The following is a 17115-nucleotide window of genomic DNA, read 5'->3' as shown; positions in this document are numbered from 1 at the left end:
GCAAGGAGACGAAAGCAGTGAAAATCAATGCGGCTATTTTTGATATGGACGGCGTTATTTTCGATACCGAGCGTTTGTGGCGGGACGCTTTCGTTTTGTCGACTCGTCGATTCAATCTTCCTTTGACCGAGGCGGATCGGCAGTTGATGTGCGGCAAAACGGAACCCGTCATTCGTGCCGAACTCCGTCGGGCGTTTCCGTCTCTTGACGCCGATGCCTATCGCGATTCCATGATTGACTACGTTCGTGCCGAAATAGCCGTCGGTCGATTCTCGCTGAAAGAGGGTTTTTTGTCCTTGATGGATACGCTTCGTTCGCGCGGCATACGAACGGCGCTTGCCACCTCGTCTCATCGCGATCGCGCCTATTCGCTATTTGAAAAGAAAGGGTTGAGTTTAGACTACTTTTTCCCCGTTACCGTATTCAGCGAAGAGGTGGGCGACAAGTCCAAGCCCAATCCCTATATGTTTTGTCTTGCTGCCGAAAAGTTGGGTTTGACGCCGACATCGTGTTGCGTCGTAGAGGATTCCATCAACGGAATTGTGGCTGCCACGCGTGGTGGTTTTATGCCTATTATGGCGGTAGACTTGATAGAACCGGACGCCTTTTGCAACGCAAATGCGCGTGTCGTTCGCAATCTCGAGGAGGTGAAACGTTTGTTATGAAAGAACGCATCGATATAAGCACTTGGTCGAGGCGTAGCCAATACGACAATTTTATTCGGTATACGCATCCGGTTTTTTCCGTTGTTGCGCGCTTGGACGTCACGGGGTTGGTGCACTATTGCAAAAAGAACGGACGCCATTTTTTCTCCGAGTTTTTATACGTAGCGAGTCATGCCGCCAATGAAATCGAGGAATTTCGTACGCGCATAGATGAAGGAGAAGTCATTCGGTGGGATTATGTACACCCGAGCTATATCGTCATTCGTGAGGACGACAGCATCGTCACCTGCCTTACCGAATATGTGCCGGACTGTGAACGGTTTTACGAGCAGTCGCGCTTGGATATCGAGGCGGCTAAAATCAAAGCAAACGAGGTATTCAATCCGAAGATACGAACGGATTGTCTATATGTATCTTGTTTGCCTTGGGTTGACCTTACTTCGTTTACCAATCCGTACAATTTCGCCGACGCGGCGCAGACCTCTATCCCGCGTATCGTGTGGACGAAATACGTGAAGGAGGGCGACCGATTCAAAATGTCCTTTTCCGTGTCGGCGCATCACGCGTTTGCCGACGGCGTACACGCGGCAAAGTTGATTAACGATGTGCAAAGCCTATTGAAAGAGTATGAGAAATAAGGGGAATTACCAATGAAAGATCGAGTGTTCATCGCCTGGAGCGGATCCAACGAAGAGGCCAAAAAAGTCAAAAGAATACTGGAGACGCAGTACAACTACGTATGTTGCATCGGTGGCAATGCGGACAATTCGTCCAAGTTTTCTTCGGTCGGCGATACGGTTATTCAACAAATCAAGACTTGCAACCAAGCCATCGTTATTTTTCAGAATCGCGCGGATGGTGCCGTCAGCAACAACTTGTTTTTCGAGTTGGGCTACGTCTTATCCATGTACGGTACCAGGAAGATTCATTGCGTCAAACGCAGCGATGAGGACGTTGTTTTGCCGTCCGACTTTGACAATTCCTTCGTTCAGCCCATTTCCGACACGGAAAAACCGTTTGCCGAGGGCATCGTCGATTATTTTATGAGTCGGCAAAAGATGTCGGTCAACGAGAACAAGATGTTTCTTATTAACAACCGTTATTTGCTTCACGACAAGATAGAGTCTCATTATTCGGAAGCGGGCTCCAAATGCTCGGACTACGAATTGGCGCAATACGTTCTCTTTTATATGCAGGCCGCGCATATGTTCGGCGACGAAAAGAAAGTCTACAACGAAATGCATGAGTTCAAACAGCGGCACAACTACGAGTTTTCCGGCGAGCTGGCCTTGGCCGTCAATATTTGTCTATCCTTCTTCAATATGGTCATCCATATTAAGTTGGAGAAGGACACGTCCGAAGTATATATCGACCGCAACATCTTTTGGTCATTCAAAAGCGAGTACGAACACTACATTATCGCGGCGGTGGACGACGATATAGGCATTTTCGACGAATGGGCCAACGTGTTCATCTACGAGCATCTTACGTTCGCGTATATGTTGTATGCCAACAATAACGAAAACAACGAAATGATGCGAAAAATGTTGCATTCCAAGTCCAAAGAATACGCCTACAAGACCATTGAGGCTATTGAGATTCTATGCCAACGTTCCCCGTGCCGCGAGAACAACGACGAGATAGGACTTATATCCCTCGTGCGCGCCTACGTTTACCGCAATTTGTTTTTGTCCAAAAAGATTTTGGAAGAAGACGATGCGGGGGAGTGGTTGCGCAAGACGTTGGACGTGCGTGCCTCTCTTAAAAATAATTTCACCCGCGGTACCGTAGATACGCAATTATACAACAACTTTTGTATGGAATACTATTTATCCTTGGTCAACTACCTTGACAATAAGCACGATATAGATCCCTTCGAAAAGTTGATGTATCGTAGCGAGATGTTGGAATACGTCCAATCCGTACAGGAAGAAAACAACTCCAACGCCTACATTCAACAAATTGCCATGTGGTGCAATCGTGCGGAAAATTGACGCCTTAAGCATTATGATTTTCAACGGCAAACGCAACTCCAATTCCAACGAACCGCCCGCGCCCTACGAGGCGCCCATCAACGTGCGCCAAATCGCCAACTTGCCCTACGGCAAGGGGGGCGCTATGGCCGACTATTTCGAGCCCATGGCTCTTACCCGTTCGGACGATGCGCCCGACAAAAGCGCGTTGTGTTTGGCCGTCGTTTTCTACGACGACCCCTACGAGGGCACGCGTGCGGACGTCGTGCCGCTTGCCATGGAGTTGGCTCGCAGGGGGATGGCGGTATACGCGTTGGGGCTATCCCACGCCGCCGCGACGGACGAGCCGTTTTTCACCGAGCAACTCAACGGCGTCTTCGAGTTTTTGGCCGACTTGGCCGCGGACAAACACCGCCTCGATTTGCGCTGTCGCCGCTACGGCGCGTCCCAAGGCAACCGCGTCGTGTTCGTGGGTTGCGGCACGGGTGCCACGTTGGCTTCTCTTTGTATGCGTATGCACTACAACGCCCGTCTTCGGGAGTATTTCGCCGCGCGTTGCCCCGCTGTGCGCGCCTATTTCGGTATGGGCGCCACCCCCACCGTGGACTTCCAAAACCTCATACGTATAGGGGGTTTCGTGTCCGTTTTCGGCAATCTGCGCCCTCTTTCCGAGGCCAATATCCACGTCTACGACGGGTGGTTCGGTCGCGGTTTCGAGTGCACGAAGTTGGCTTCTTTGTTGGACGCCGCCCGTTGGGTGGACGCCGATTATCCGCCCATGGTCCTTCTCACTTCTTCCGCCGATCCCAATAGGGAAGGGACGCTTTCCTTCCGTGACGCCTTACCCCGCGAGGTGTGTTGTCGGCTGTTGGACCTTCCCTCGGCGGACGAAGAAGGCCACGTTTTGGAGCGGCTGTTCAACGTGCGCTATCCGTTGTGGGAGAAGAGTCGTTCAATCAACTCCCAACTCGTCTCCATTTGCAAGGAATGGGGCGATTAAGGAGGATATGCGCGTCCTCGTCCGAGCGCGTACTCTTCGCTCGCCGCTTCCGTTGGTCGTGGCTTCACCTTTCGTTCGTCGGTTCGCTCGACCGACCCTTTTTCGTCAAATACCACTATTGACAGCGTCCCTTTCGTCCTATATAATAAAAATGAGGATTACGCGATATCATCGCGTAAAGGGAGTTTATGAAAAATCGCATTTTTATCATCGTCATAGATAGTTTCGGCGTAGGGGCCATGCCCGACGCGTCCCGTTGGGGCGACGAGGGCAGCAATACGCTGTTGGGCGCTTCCCGCGGCGCGGGTTTTGCCGTGCCCACTATGCGGTCGATGGGACTATGGAACGTGGACGGATTGCCTTCGGGGCTTGGCGTGTCTTCCCCCGTGGCGGCCTACGGCCGTATGGCCGAGCGGAGCCAAGGCAAGGACACCACGGTCGGGCATTGGGAGATAGCGGGCGTGGTCAGTCCCCGTCCTTTCCCCACCTATCCCGAGGGGTTTCCCCCCGAGGTCATACGGGCCTTCGAGCAGGCCATCGGTCGCAAAGTCTTGTGCAATCGGCCCTACAGCGGCACTCAAGTCATCGCCGACTACGGCCGCGAGCACGTCGCCACGGGCTCGCCCATCGTCTACACCAGTGCGGACAGCGTTTTCCAGATCGCCGCGCACGAGGACGTCATTCCCGTCGAAGCGTTGTACGATATGTGCCGCAAGGCGCGCGCCATACTCACGGGGCCGCACGGCGTCGGCCGCGTCATCGCGCGTCCCTTCACGGGCGAATGGCCCTACGTGCGCACGGCCAATCGCCACGATTTCAGTCTGGTACCCCCGCCCACTATGCTCAATTTGCTGAGCGATGCGGGCTATGACGTGCTGTCCATCGGCAAGATCGTGGATATCTTCGCCGAAAGCGGCGTCACGCGCTACCGCCGCACTCGGTCCAACACCGAGGGGCTTGCCTTCACGCTCGAGGCCGAGGCCGAGGACTTCCGCGGTCTTTGCTTCGTCAATTTGGTGGATACCGATATGGTGTACGGCCATCGCCGCGACGTGGACGGCTACGCCGCCGCCCTTACCGAGATAGACCGCACCTTGGCCGTTTTCCTTGCGCGTATGCGCTCGGACGACCTGCTCATCGTCACCGCCGATCACGGTTGCGATCCCTCGTTCCGCGGCACCGACCATACGCGCGAGTACGTGCCTTTGCTGGTGTACGGCGCGGGCGTCGTACCGCAAAACCTCCATACGTTACCCACTTTTGCGGACGTTTCGGCCACCGTGCTGGACAATTTCGGGCTTCCCGCCCTCGAGGGGGAGAGCCTTATCGCGAGATTATTTTCCCAAGGAGACGGACGATGAACACTATGGACTATCAAACGCTGCTTGTCAAGGCCGAAGAGGCCCGTGCCAACGCCTACTGCCCCTATTCCCACTTTGCGGTAGGCGCGGCCTTACTTGCCCAAAACGGGCGTATCTATACGGGTTGCAACGTCGAGAACGCGTCCTACGGCGCCACCCTATGCGCCGAACGCGTCGCCATTGCCAAGGCCGTGTCCGAGGGCACGCACGCCTTTTCCGCGCTTGCCGTCGTAGGCGCCGAGGCGGGTGCGGCGGGTGACTATTGCCCCCCGTGCGGTATATGCCGTCAGGTACTCGCCGAGTTTTGCCCGCCCGCCATGCCCGTCGTGCTTCGACGGGGGGACGAAGTCGTCGTTCTTACGCTATCCGACCTCTTGCCCCACGCGTTCACCTTGGAGGACTGATTATGCAAATGTACGATATTATCAAAAAGAAACGCGACGGCGCCGCGCTCACCAAAGAGGAGATTGACTTCTTCGTCTCGGGCTACACGACGGGCGCCGTTCCCGACTACCAGATGGCGGCACTTCTCATGGCCGTCTACTATCGCGGCATGACCGCCGAGGAGACGGCGGCTTTGACGTTCGCCATACGCGATTCGGGCGACGTGGTCGACCTCTCCGATATCGAGGGCCCCGTCGTGGACAAGCACAGTTCGGGCGGCGTGGGGGACAAGACCACGTTGGTGGTCGCGCCCATCGTCGCGGCTTGCGGTGTCAAAGTGGCCAAGATGAGCGGCCGTGGCCTCGGTCACACGGGCGGCACCATCGACAAGTTGGAGTCCATCGCGGGCTTCCGTACCACCATCGACCGCCGTCGCTTCGCCGCCATTGTCAACGACGTGGGGCTCGCCGTCATCGGCCAAAGCGGCAACCTCGCGCCCGCCGACAAGAAAATATATGCGTTGCGCGACGTCACCGCCACCGTAGACAGCCTTCCCCTCATCGTCAGCAGCATTATGGGCAAAAAGTTAGCCTCGGGCGCATCCGCCATCGTCTTGGACGTCAAGGCCGGCTCGGGCGCGTTTATGAAGACCACGGACGAGGCCACCGACTTGGCGCGGCAGATGGTCACGGTGGGCAAGATGGCAGGCAAAAAGGTCGTCGCCCTTATCACGGATATGGATAAGCCTCTGGGGCGCGCCATCGGCAACAGCCTCGAGGTAGAGGAGGCCGTCCGCACTTTAGACGGCGACGGCCCGCGCGATTTGATCGAATTGTGCCTTTCGCTTGCCGCCAATATGCTCTATCTGGCGGGCAAAGGCGATTTATCTCAATGCCACGCGTTGGCCGCCGAAGCCCTTTCTTCGGGCGCGGCCAAGGCCAAATTCGTCGCCATGGTAGCGGCGCAGGGGGGTGACGTGGGGTACCTTGACGGTACCAAGCCCTTCCCCGAGGCCGCCTATAATACCGTGGTCACCGCCCCCCATGGCGGCTATATCGCCCGAGTAGACGCCGAAGCCTACGGCCTTGCCGCCAAGGTTTTGGGCGCGGGGCGTTCGGTCAAGGATGAGCCCATCGACCTTGCTGCGGGCATTCTCTTGGACGCCAAGACGGGCGACTACGTTTCGGCGGGCGCCCCCATCGCCCACCTCTACACCGACAAGCCGTCCTCGCTTGCCGAGGCGGCGGCCATCATTCAAGCCGCCACCGTCATCGCCCCCGACGCGCCCACCTCCACCTCGGTCGTGCTGGCCCGCGTGGAATGATTGGGGCTTGCCATTGTGCTCGAAACGTGCTAAACTGATAGAAAGAATAAGGAGAATAATACTATGGACAAATGGGATAAACGATTTATGGATCTCACCTTCGCCGTGGCCGAGTGGTCGTCCTGCTTCAAGAGCAACCGTCAGGTCGGCGCCATCATCACCCGCGACAAGCGCATTCTCACCACGGGCTACAACGGCGCCCCCTCGGGGCTTCGTAGTTGCAAAGAAAAGGGCGAATGTATGCGCGAGCGGTTGGGCATCGCCTCGGGCACGCGCCACGAGTTGTGCTACGCCGTTCACGCCGAGCAGAACGCCATCATTCAGGCCGCCAAGCAGGGCATAGCCCTCGAGGGCGCCACCCTCTATTGCACCCACCAACCCTGCAGCATCTGTTGCAAAATGATCATCAACAGCGGCATCAAGCGCGTGGTCTACAAAGAGGGCTATCCCGACGAGTTCAGTATGGGCCTGTTCGCCGAAGCCGGCTTGATCGTAGACAAGTTTGACGAACTCCAATAACACGTTCTCGTCCCCGCCGACAGGCGTCTCTCTATCCCCACCGCAACTCGCGCTTTGCGCGAACTACACGCAAGGCTGTGCCTTGTACTTCACTGCGAAGCAACTTCACTTTCGCCACAGGCGAAAACTTCACCGTGCATCCCTTTGTCGGATGCACCTCTCGCCATCCCCAACGAAAAAAGGCACCCCCTCGGGTGCCTTTTTCGTTTGATTTTCCGCTACGCCCCTTGGGAGCATAGCGCAGTTTCGACTATTCCTCTTGGAATTCGTCTTTGCCGAGACCGCACCAAGGGCAGGTGAAGTCGGCGGGCAGATCCTCGAACTTGGTGCCGGGGGCAATGCCCAATTCGGCGTCGCCCAAGTCCTCGTCGTATTCCCATCCGCAAGCGCATACATATTTCATAGTTTCTTTCTCCTTTTCGTTTTATTTCAAGCGGTTTCCGCCTTGATTACTATGGTTATTTTATCGGCTCGAAGTCGGCCACGCCGTGTTTGCACAGGGGGCACACGAAGTCCTCGGGCAATTCCTCGCCCTCGTATACGTACCCGCAAACCGTACACACGTACCCCTTCTTTCCGTCCACTTGGGGTTTGGGCTTGACGTTCGATTGGTAGTAGGTATAGGTCATGGTTTCCACGTTGGACAGCACGCGTGCCTCGGTCACCTCGCAGATGAACATGCCGTGCGTATCGAGGTCGACGTATTGCTCTACCTTGAGGCTCATCATCGCGTTGATGTACTTGGGCAGGAAGACGAGGCCGTTATCGCTTCTCAGCACCTCTTTCCCCGCGAACTTATCCACGTTTCTCCCGCTCACGAAGCCGAAGTCCTCGAAGACCGAGAAGGGCGCCTCTTGCGACAGGCAGTTGACGTTCATCTTGCCCGTTTGCTTGATGACGTGGTGCGAGTAATTCTGCTTGTTGATGCACACGGCCACGCGGTTGGGCGTATTGGTCACTTGCGTCACGGTATTGACGATGAGGCCGTTGTCCTTTTTGCCGTCGTTGCTGGTCACCACGTACAGTCCGTATCCGATCTTGAAGAGGGCGGTGAGGTCGTTCTTATTGGCGGTTTCGTCGGCCTGCGCCATATAGTCCTGGCACAATTCCTTGGCCAAAGCGTCCATTTGCGCCTTGTTGTCCTCGGTCATCGCCGACTTGATCTTCACCACGGGCTCGGCGAAGTGCACGTTTTTGCACCCCTCCAACATACCGCGCATCACCTTGGCGGCCAAAGGCGCCCACGAGCCGTTCTCGATGAAGGCCACCGTGCGGTTTTGGTAGTTGCGCTCCACGAGCTGCTCGATAAACGTGCGCATAAAGGGGAAAATATCCGCGTTATAGGTCGTGGTGGCCAGCACCAATCTGCCGTAGCGGAAGGCGTCCTCCACGGCCTCGGCCATATCCTCGCGCGCCAAATCGCACACCACCACTTTGGGGCAGCCGTCCGCTTTCAGCTTTTCGGCGAGATATTCCACTGCCTTCTTGGTGTGGCCGTACACCGAGGTATAGGCGATCATAATGCCTTGGCTTTCCACCCCGTACGAAGACCAGGTGTCGTACAGGCCGAGGTAGTAGCCGAGATTCTCTTTGAGCACGGGACCGTGCAGGGGGCAAATGATGGAGATATCCAAGTTGGCGGCCTTTTTGAGGAGCGCCTGCACCTGTCCGCCGTACTTACCCACGATGCCGAAGTAGTAGCGTCTTGCCTCGCACGCCCAATCTTCCTCCACGTCCAAGGCGCCGAACTTGCCGAATCCGTCGGCCGAGAAGAGCACCTTATCCGTGCTGTCGTAGGTCACCGTCACTTCGGGCCAATGCACCATAGGCGCCGCGACAAAGTGGAGCACGTGCTTGCCGAGGTCGAGGGTATCGCCCTCTTTCACCACGATACGGCGGTCGGCGAAATCCTTGCCGAAGAAGTTTTGCATCATCTGGAAGGCCTTATCCGAGGACACGACTTTGGCTTGGGGATAGGTCGTCAGGAAGTTGACGATATTGGCCGAGTGGTCGGGTTCCATGTGTTGCACCACGAGGTAGTCGGGTTTTCTGCCCGCCAACGCCTCGCCGAGGTTGTCCAGCCACTCGTGCGTAAAGTGCCGGTCCACGGTGTCCATCACGGCGATTTTGCCGTCCAATATGACGTAACTGTTGTACGCCATACCGTTGGGCACGTCGTATTGTCCCTCAAAGAGGTCGATTTTGTGGTCGTTGACGCCCACATATAAGATGTCGTTGGTAACTTTTTGCATACTGTTCTCCTTTATATGGATTATATTCGATACGCCTCTCGGCGCACGTTATAATTTCGATGCCGTTAGGCGTCTATATCTACCACAATTCGCGTAGGCGAACTTCGCGCAAGGCTACGTTGAACTTCACTGCGTAGCATCCCACTTCGCCATAGGCGAAACTTCACCGCACGGCGCTCTCGACGGGCTAATCGTTTCTCGTATGCACGTCCACTTGGGGGTAGGCGATCGCCACGTTGCCCTGTTGCAATAGGAGCATTACTTCCCGCGTCAAATCGCGCTGCGCTTGGAAGCGCTCGCCCTCGTGGCAATGCGCCACCACCTTCACCAGGTAGCCGTTGTCGCCCATTTCCTCTATGCCCACGTATTGCGGGTCGTCCGTGATGGACGGGATGCGGCTCTTGACGCTCGTCAAGCCTACGTTCAGCACTTTTTCGGTCGTTTCCACGGGCGTCGCGTAGTCCACGTAGGTGGTCACCACGGCCAAAGTCTCGTTCTTGGACATATTCACAAATTCGGTAATGATCGAGTTGGTAAACACTTTGATATTGCCGTTGCCGGCTTCCAAAACGGTGGAACGTATCCCTATTTCTTTGACCGTGCCCCGCCAGTCGTTAATGGTCACGATATCGCCCACCGCGATATTCCCCTCGAACACCATGAAGACGCCCGCTATTACGTCGCCGATGAGTTTTTGCGCGCCGAAGCCGATGACGAGGGCCAAGACGCCCACGCCGCCCAGCACGCCCGCGATGTACTCTTTGCCGAACCATACGACGAGGATGATGATGACGGCGATGATGGCGATGACGTACTTCACGAAGCTGTGTATCATGCGCTCTATGGTAATGGCGCGCGCGCTACCGCGCAGCAGCACCACCAATATAAGGTCGAGCGCCTTGCTCAAAAACACGCCTGCCGCCACGACCGCCACGGACATGATGATTTTGGCTTGCCACGTCAGCGTGCCTTCCTCCAAGGGGATCCACTCGTTCAAAAAGCAGAATATCGCCACCACGACGATGCCCGCCGCGACGAGTAGCATCACGATATTTTTCGGCGTAAAATACTTGCGGAATCGCGTTTTGGTATCTTCGAAGATCTCTTTTGCTTCCTGCACCAATTTCGGGTCTTGTTTTTTCTCCATATCCACTCCTGTTCGTTGCTTACGCCCATTCGAAATTCTCTTTGCCCGCGCCCCACTCGAAATGGAGTTTGACGATGCCGAGGTCTATTTTACTGCACGGACCCCACTTGCTCACGGCCTTCACTTTGCCGTCTTCGGTGAGCGTTATCCAAAACTGCTGTTGATTGATGGCGGTAGGTGCCGTCAAGGCGGCGCGGACGCCGTTCATATACCACGTGGTGGCGTTTTTCGGTACGTCCGCCACTTTTTCGACGGGTTTCGAGCGGTGGGGCACGCCCTCGGTTTCGCCGTATCCCAAGGCGATGACGACGTACAGCGTTTCGTCTTTCTCCACGTTCACCGTCACTTTGCCTTTTTTATAGGTCAGGGCCACCCAGCAGGTATTCAGCCCGAGCGATTGCGATAGAAGCACCAGCCGTTCGCCGTAATACCCCACGGCTTCCTCTTTGCCTTTTTCACCCACTATGGCGAAATAGTTTTTGCACCCGCGGAATGCGCCGTAGTGCGCTTTCCCCGCTTGAAAAGCCTCCGGTTCTTCGGTGAAGAGTTGTATCCGCAGCCCGCTTTCGCGGTTGCATTGCTCGATCTCCGCTTGGAGTCGCCGCACTTTTTCCTCTTCGATGGCCGTATTTTTATAGGCGCGCACGCTATGCCGCGCGTTCATCAATTCCCACTCGTTCATAATTCACCTTCGGACGGCGTATTCGTCTTTCGTCCGTCCGCGTTATTAATTATAAAATAGTATTGTCTATTTGTCAAGGCATATTTTGTCCCTCTCGGTCGTATCGTGCGCCGTGCCGTTCGCGGTTTCCTCGGTCGCGCGGTCGGTTCTGCGCGCGGTGCAAAAAGCGCAAAACCATTGACTTTACATACCTCTAAGAGTATAATAGCCCATATAGGAGGCGCGTATGTTCGGTAATAATGCCTATTGGTGGGGCGGCCTGTTGGTCTTTCTGCTGTTCATCATACTCAACGTAGTCATCTTTCTTCTGCGCGACAAGCCCAAAGCGTCGTATACGATCGCTTGGTGCATCGCCTGTTTCCTCATTACATACAAAATCGGCGAATACGTCTATTGGCAGGTCGTCGGGCAGCACTACAAGTTCCCCTTGGAGTTCTCGGCGCTCAGTTATTTCCTCTATGGCATTGCCGTCACTTTCCGCCTCAAAAAGGTGCAGGAGTTCCCCATATGGGCGGCCTTTATGGCGGGCACGATGTATTCCGTGTCCTTTTGGGTGTCGCCCGACAGCCATATCGTCAATATGGACACCCCGTTTTTGTTCGTTATGGCGCTTACCAATCACCACTTGCTCTATTTCGGCTCCATGCTGATGATCGCCAACGTTGCGCGCCTCAACGGTCGCCATTGGTGGCAGATGGTGGTGGGCGGATTGACCTGCGTGGCCTATTCGTGGCTCATCTACCTGTTTACCGACTACGCCAACCAAGTGGACAAACCCCTCATCGTGCAGATGACGGACGGCGAAATCATGAATTGGTTGGGGATCGAGAATCTCACCGCGTTGCACTACGCGTTGTACGCGGTCGCCGCGGCGCTTCTCGTCGCGGGCACGATGACCTTGATGTTCCTTCTCAACCGTTGGCAATCCCGCCGTCGGGAAAAGAAGGGCTTACCCGCGGACTATTTCCCCGACAAGTGGCTCACCCGCTACGTGGATTGGGAATAAAAATACGAAAACATCTATCGAAAGAGGTGCTATATGCCTATTACCGAATTATTGGAAAACAATGCACGACAATATCCGCAGGATATTGCTTTGGTCGAGATCAATCCCGACGCCGCCGCCCCGCGCGAGCGCGTCACCTGGAAAGAGTACAACTTGGTGGAGCGCAACCCCGCCGACCACTACCGCCGCACCCTCACTTGGCAGGCGTTCGACGAGAAGGCCAACCGCGTGGCCAATATGCTTTTGGCGGACGGCTACGTCAAGGGTAGCCGCGTGGGCGTGTTGCTCATGAACGGCATCGAGTGGCTCCCCATCTACTTCGGCATTCTCAAGATGGGCGCTTTGGCCGTCCCCCTCAACTTCCGCTACACCGCGGACGAGATCAAGTATTGCGTGGAATTGGCCGACATCGACGCTTTGTTCTTCGGCCCCGAGTTCATCGGCCGTATGGAGCAGATCTGCGACGAATTGCCCCGTGTGCGTAATCTTTTCTTCGTGGGCGACAACTGCCCCACGTTTGCGGACGACTATCTCACCATCGTCGCCAATTTCCCCGTTGACAAACCCGACGTCACCCTCACCGAAGAGGACGACGCGGCCATCTATTTCAGTTCGGGCACCACGGGCTTCCCCAAGGCCATTCTGCACGCCCACCTCGCCTTGTCCCATTCGGCCAAGGTAGAGCAGGCGCACCACGGTCAAACGCGCGACGACGTCTTCCTTTGCATTCCGCCCCTCTATCATACGGGTGCCAAAATGCACTGGTTCGGCTCCTTGTTGTCCGCTTCGCGCGCGGTTCTTCTGCGCGGCACTTCGCCCAAGACCATTTTGTCCGCGGTCAGCGACGAGCGTTGCACCATCGTGTGGCTTCTCGTGCCGTGGGTGCAGGACATTTTGGACGCGGTGGATCGCGGCGACTTGCGTTTGGCGGACTACCACCTCGACCAATGGCGGCTTATGCACATCGGCGCCCAACCCGTGCCCCCCAGCCTTATCAAGCGTTGGCACGCCTTGTTCCCCCACCACCAATACGACACCAACTACGGCCTTAGCGAGTCCATCGGCCCCGGCTGCGTACACTTGGGCGTGGAGAATATGCACAAGGTCGGCGCCATCGGCGTGGCGGGCTACGGCTGGCAGGTGCGCATCGTAGACACCGCGCACCATGACGTTCGGCAGGGCGAAGTGGGCGAGTTGGCGGTCTTCGGCCCCGGCGTGATGAAGTGCTACTACAAGGATCCCGCCGCCACCAAGGAAGTGTTGGAGGACGGTTGGCTCTACACGGGCGATATGGCGATGCAGGACGCGGACGGGTTCATCTATTTGGTGGACCGCAAAAAGGACGTCATTATTTCGGGCGGCGAGAATCTCTATCCCGTCCAGATCGAGGATTTCATTCGCGCCCACAAGGACGTCAAGGACGTGGCGGTCATCGGCCTTCCCGACAAGCGGCAGGGCGAGATAGCCGCCGCCATCATTGAACTCAAAGAGGGCGCTTCTTGCACCGAGGCGGACATCAACGAGTTCTGTTTGGGACTTCCCCGCTACAAGCGTCCCCGCCGTATCATCTTCGCCAAAGTGCCCCGCAATCCCACGGGCAAAATCGAAAAGCCCTTGTTGCGCAAGACCTACTGCGGCGAATCAGTGGTCGCCATGCAGAACGAGATCAAGGCCAAGAAATAACGTTCGCCTTACCGTTCATACGGTATGCAAAAAGCCGTTTTCCCTATGGAGAAACGGCTTTTTCTTCGCGCAAGGGGGCTACCCTCGGGCATATCGTCGGGGTCCCGAAGACACGCTTCGGCACCCCGTTTTTCACTCGTATATTTTCGTGATCGTGCGCCCCATTATGGTCTGCGTCACCAAATACGTGCCGACGTAGGTGGGCAATTTGGTCACGCCGCGCCCCACGTACCATTTGTCTTTGGTACCTATCCGTATGGATATGCCGCAGCTTGCGCCCAATTCTCGCGGCGTGTTGACGACGCTTGCCGCTATGCGCCTCGACATACAGTAGTCGTACAACCGCATCGCGCCGTCCCGCGAGGAAAACACAAACAAAACGTATTGCATACACCCTCCTTTTCCTTTGTAACGATTGAAGGCGGCCTTCAATATACTATATGAGGATAAAAGGTAGAAAGTGTATGATTTATTTGGATAATGCCGCCACTTCTCGTTACGTTCCCGTCGAGGTCATGCGCGCGTTCGTTCAGGCCGTCAACCGCAAGGCCAACGCCTCTCGCGGCGCCCATACCGACAGCGTATGGCTTGGCTTGCAGATATATCGCGTGCGCGAGGAGATCCGCCGCTTCGTGGACAATCCCGCCGCCGAGGTGGTGTTCACCAAGAATTGCACCGAGGCGCTCAACTTGGCCATTCGCTCTGTCCCCGCGGGGGCGCACGTCGTCACCACGGTCACCGAGCACAACTCGGTGCTTCGTCCCTTGCACGAAATGCAGCGCAAGGGGCTTATTACCCTCAGCCTCGCTTCGCCCGCCTCGCCCGCGGTGGGGGTTACGCGCCGCGACGTGGAGCGGCATATACGCGCCGACACGCGGCTCGTCGTTCTCAATCACGTCAGCAACGTCACGGGGATAGCCAACGACGTTTCGGGCGTGGGCGAACTGTGCGCCGAACGCGCCGTTCCCTACTTGGTGGATGCCGCGCAGAGTGTCGGGCATTTCCCTTTGTCCATGCGCCGCATAGGTTGCGATATGCTCGCCGCGCCCGCGCACAAGGGCTTGCACGGCTTGCAGGGCGTGGGCTTTTTGGTCTTCAACAAGACCGTTCGCGTCAATCCGCTTTTATACGGGGGCACGGGCACGGACAGCGTCAACGTCTACCAGCCCATGTCCTATCCCGAGGGCTTGGAAGCGGGCACCTTGGACGGTGCGGGCGTTTGCGCGTTGGGCGCGGGACTCCGCTGGACGGCGGCGCACCTTTCCCGCGTCGAGGACAAAGAAACGCGCTTCGTCGCGCGTTTGGCGGAGAATCTCCGTTCCCTCGAGGGGTTGCGCGTGTATTCGGGCGTATCGGGCGTGGTCTCTATCTACCGCAAGGGGCTTTCCTCGGCCTATCTCGCCGACAAGTTGTCCGAGGCGGGGGTGGCCACCCGCGCGGGATTGCATTGCGCTCCGCTGTTGCACCGCTTCTTGGGCACGCGTTCGGAGGGCATGGTACGCTTCAGCGCGGGCTACGTCAACCGCCTGCACGAGGCCGATCGTGTCGCAGACCTCGTCGCCTATTGTCTTCGGCACGATTGACCGCGCTTTGCCGCGTGGCTTCTTCTACGCGCAATTTGTCGTAACGTAGCGTTTTCCTCATATTATCTTTCACGGCGGCATACCTCTTAGCGTGAAAAAGTTGCTCGGAGAATTGTATGACGTCGTCTTTGCCTACCAAGACGTATGCGAAATTCGTTTGGCGGTGGATTGCCCCGTCAAGGTGGTCACGCGCGGCCGTACGCATTCGACGGACGTCGTTTGCACGAGGGCGCACCTCGACCGCTGTCTTTCGGTGGCTTCGGACTATTCGGTCTACACCGTGGTTTCCCGTTTGGTGGACGGCTACCTTCCCTATACGGGGGGCGTGCGCATAGGCGTCGCGGGGCGGTATGGGGTGCAAGCCCACGCCTTGCACGCCTTGCAGAGCGTTTCGGGGTTGGTCATTCGCCTGCCCCACGCGGTAGAGGGGTGCAGTCGCGCCTTGCCCCTTTCGCGGGTGATGGGCAGTAGCGTGCTCGTCGTCTCTCCTCCCTTTTGCGGCAAGACCACCTTCGTCCGCGACTTGGCGGCGCGGCTTAGCCACCTCGTCAACGTGGTGGTTTTGGACGAGCGCGAGGAGATTTCTCTGGGCGGCGTTCGCCCCGTCGGCGAGGCGTTCACCTTGTCGGGCGCGCCCAAGGACCTATTGTATCGCGGGGTATTGCGCGCCCTCAACCCCGCCTACGTCGTCACGGACGAGTTGGACTTGCCCCGCGACCTCGAGGTCGTCCGCTATCTTGCGGCGGGCGGGGTTTCGGTGGTCGCCACCGTGCACGGCGACCGCACGCGCTTTGCGGACGCCGCCTTGTCCGCTGTTTTCCCCGTGCGCGTATTGCTGTCTTCCGCCCCCTCGGTGGGGCACGTAGAGGAGATCGCCTATGCTTAATCTTCTGTTGGGCGGCGTGGTATGCGTTTGTTGCGTGTGCATAGGGTGGACGATGCGCGTGCGGTATCGAAAAAGGGTGGACGTTATGGGGGATTTGCAGACGCTATTGGTATTTATAGAGGAGCAGATACGCTACGATATGGCGCCTCTTCCCCGCATTTTCGAGCGCTTCGCCTCGGCGCACCCCCGCTCGGCGGTTGCTGCGGCGCTTCTCACCTATCCCGAGGTGGGCGAGGTCGCCTTGCCGCGCGGACAATGGGCGGAAATACGCGAGCTGTTGCTTTCCTTGGGGCGCTCGGATATGACGGGACAAGCCGCCCGTCTTGCCTTCGTCAAAGAACGCGTCCGCCTTTTGGACGAGGACGCACGCCGCGAGTACGCCGCGAAAGGACGCTTGTACGCCAAACTGTGGTGCGTCTTGGGCGTAGGGTTGATGATATGGATGGTGTAGTATGGATTTGACGGTACTATTTCGCTTGACGACTTTGGGCGTGCTCACGTCCCTCGTCAACTTGTTGCTCAAAAAGAGCGATCGGGACGACATCGCCACCTTGGTCAATCTGGCGGCGCTCGTCTTGGCGTTGCTCACCGTCCTCGACATGGTGGCGGGGCTGTTCGACAACATTCGTTCCCTGTTCGAATTGTATTAG

General features: G+C 57.0%; 19 protein-coding genes. 14 read left to right on the top strand and 5 right to left on the bottom strand.

All coding sequences use genetic code 11. From position 1 onward, the window contains the following. Positions 1-17: 17 nt before the first annotated feature. From II896_07040 to II896_07005, 8 genes are all read left to right on the top strand, one after another. Positions 18-665, top strand: a complete 648-nt coding sequence (locus tag II896_07040) for an HAD family phosphatase (GenBank protein ID MBQ4444391.1) — start codon at positions 18-20, stop codon at positions 663-665. Then, positions 662-1303 carry a hypothetical protein gene (locus II896_07035; GenBank protein ID MBQ4444390.1) on the top strand — a complete coding sequence of 214 codons (642 nt, stop codon included), beginning with the start codon at positions 662-664 and terminating at the stop codon, positions 1301-1303. The genes II896_07040 and II896_07035 overlap by 4 nt, the downstream gene beginning before the upstream one ends. Before the next feature lie 12 nt (positions 1304-1315). After that, complete coding sequence (locus tag II896_07030; protein ID MBQ4444389.1) at positions 1316-2659, top strand: nucleotide-binding protein; 1344 nt, start codon at positions 1316-1318, stop codon at positions 2657-2659. Between the two features lie 13 nt (positions 2660-2672). After that, complete coding sequence (locus II896_07025; protein ID MBQ4444388.1) at positions 2673-3638, top strand: hypothetical protein; 966 nt, start codon at positions 2673-2675, stop codon at positions 3636-3638. A gap of 188 nt (positions 3639-3826) precedes the next feature. Continuing rightward, the gene (locus II896_07020; protein ID MBQ4444387.1) at positions 3827-4999 is read left to right on the top strand and encodes a phosphopentomutase; all 1173 of its coding nucleotides are present in this window, start codon (positions 3827-3829) and stop codon (positions 4997-4999) included. Between the two features lie 5 nt (positions 5000-5004). Continuing rightward, a complete protein-coding gene (locus II896_07015; GenBank protein ID MBQ4444386.1) occupies positions 5005-5403 on the top strand; it encodes a cytidine deaminase in 399 nt (132 codons plus the stop codon). Between the two features lie 2 nt (positions 5404-5405). After that, positions 5406-6707 (top strand): thymidine phosphorylase, encoded by a 1302-nt coding sequence (locus tag II896_07010; protein MBQ4444385.1) that lies wholly within the window; start codon positions 5406-5408, stop codon positions 6705-6707. 63 nt (positions 6708-6770) lie between these two features. Further along, positions 6771-7226 (top strand): cytidine/deoxycytidylate deaminase family protein, encoded by a 456-nt coding sequence (locus II896_07005; GenBank protein ID MBQ4444384.1) that lies wholly within the window; start codon positions 6771-6773, stop codon positions 7224-7226. Positions 7227-7476: 250 nt separating this feature from the next. Here the strand turns inward: II896_07005 and II896_07000 are convergent, their stop codons facing one another. From II896_07000 to II896_06985, 4 genes are all read right to left on the bottom strand, one after another. Next, positions 7477-7629: a rubredoxin gene (locus II896_07000; GenBank protein ID MBQ4444383.1), complete on the bottom strand. Its 153-nt coding sequence runs from the start codon at positions 7627-7629 to the stop codon at positions 7477-7479. 55 nt (positions 7630-7684) lie between these two features. Next, positions 7685-9478 (bottom strand): flavin reductase, encoded by a 1794-nt coding sequence (locus II896_06995; protein ID MBQ4444382.1) that lies wholly within the window; start codon positions 9476-9478, stop codon positions 7685-7687. Positions 9479-9665: 187 nt separating this feature from the next. After that, positions 9666-10625 carry a mechanosensitive ion channel gene (locus II896_06990; protein MBQ4444381.1) on the bottom strand — a complete coding sequence of 320 codons (960 nt, stop codon included), beginning with the start codon at positions 10623-10625 and terminating at the stop codon, positions 9666-9668. Positions 10626-10644: 19 nt separating this feature from the next. After that, positions 10645-11307: a nitroreductase gene (locus II896_06985; protein MBQ4444380.1), complete on the bottom strand. Its 663-nt coding sequence runs from the start codon at positions 11305-11307 to the stop codon at positions 10645-10647. A 226-nt stretch (positions 11308-11533) separates the two neighbouring features. Here II896_06985 and II896_06980 point away from each other — a divergent pair, with 226 nt between their 5' ends. Beyond that, a complete protein-coding gene (locus tag II896_06980; GenBank protein MBQ4444379.1) occupies positions 11534-12313 on the top strand; it encodes a hypothetical protein in 780 nt (259 codons plus the stop codon). Positions 12314-12346: 33 nt separating this feature from the next. Further along, positions 12347-13996 (top strand): acyl--CoA ligase, encoded by a 1650-nt coding sequence (locus II896_06975; GenBank protein ID MBQ4444378.1) that lies wholly within the window; start codon positions 12347-12349, stop codon positions 13994-13996. Positions 13997-14128: 132 nt separating this feature from the next. On the opposite strand, the gene II896_06970 is transcribed toward II896_06975, so the two are convergent. After that, positions 14129-14386 (bottom strand): DUF3343 domain-containing protein, encoded by a 258-nt coding sequence (locus tag II896_06970; protein ID MBQ4444377.1) that lies wholly within the window; start codon positions 14384-14386, stop codon positions 14129-14131. A 74-nt stretch (positions 14387-14460) separates the two neighbouring features. On the opposite strand from II896_06970, the gene II896_06965 reads away from it, so the two are divergent. The 4 genes from II896_06965 (at position 14461) to II896_06950 (ending at position 17115) form a co-directional block, all read left to right on the top strand. After that, on the top strand, positions 14461-15579 hold the full coding sequence (locus II896_06965) for an aminotransferase class V-fold PLP-dependent enzyme (protein ID MBQ4444376.1): 1119 nt from the start codon (positions 14461-14463) through the stop codon (positions 15577-15579). A gap of 91 nt (positions 15580-15670) precedes the next feature. After that, on the top strand, positions 15671-16465 hold the full coding sequence (locus II896_06960) for a hypothetical protein (protein MBQ4444375.1): 795 nt from the start codon (positions 15671-15673) through the stop codon (positions 16463-16465). After that, a complete protein-coding gene (locus II896_06955) occupies positions 16458-16916 on the top strand; it encodes a stage III sporulation protein AB (protein ID MBQ4444374.1) in 459 nt (152 codons plus the stop codon). The genes II896_06960 and II896_06955 overlap by 8 nt, the downstream gene beginning before the upstream one ends. Position 16917: 1 nt before the next feature. Next, complete coding sequence (locus II896_06950; GenBank protein ID MBQ4444373.1) at positions 16918-17115, top strand: stage III sporulation protein AC; 198 nt, start codon at positions 16918-16920, stop codon at positions 17113-17115.

This window comes from Clostridia bacterium, assembly GCA_017394805.1.
Classification (GTDB): domain Bacteria; phylum Bacillota; class Clostridia; order Christensenellales; family CAG-1252; genus RUG14300.
The sequence above is the reverse complement of the archived record's forward strand: the minus strand, read 5'-3'. Positions and strand labels throughout refer to the sequence as shown.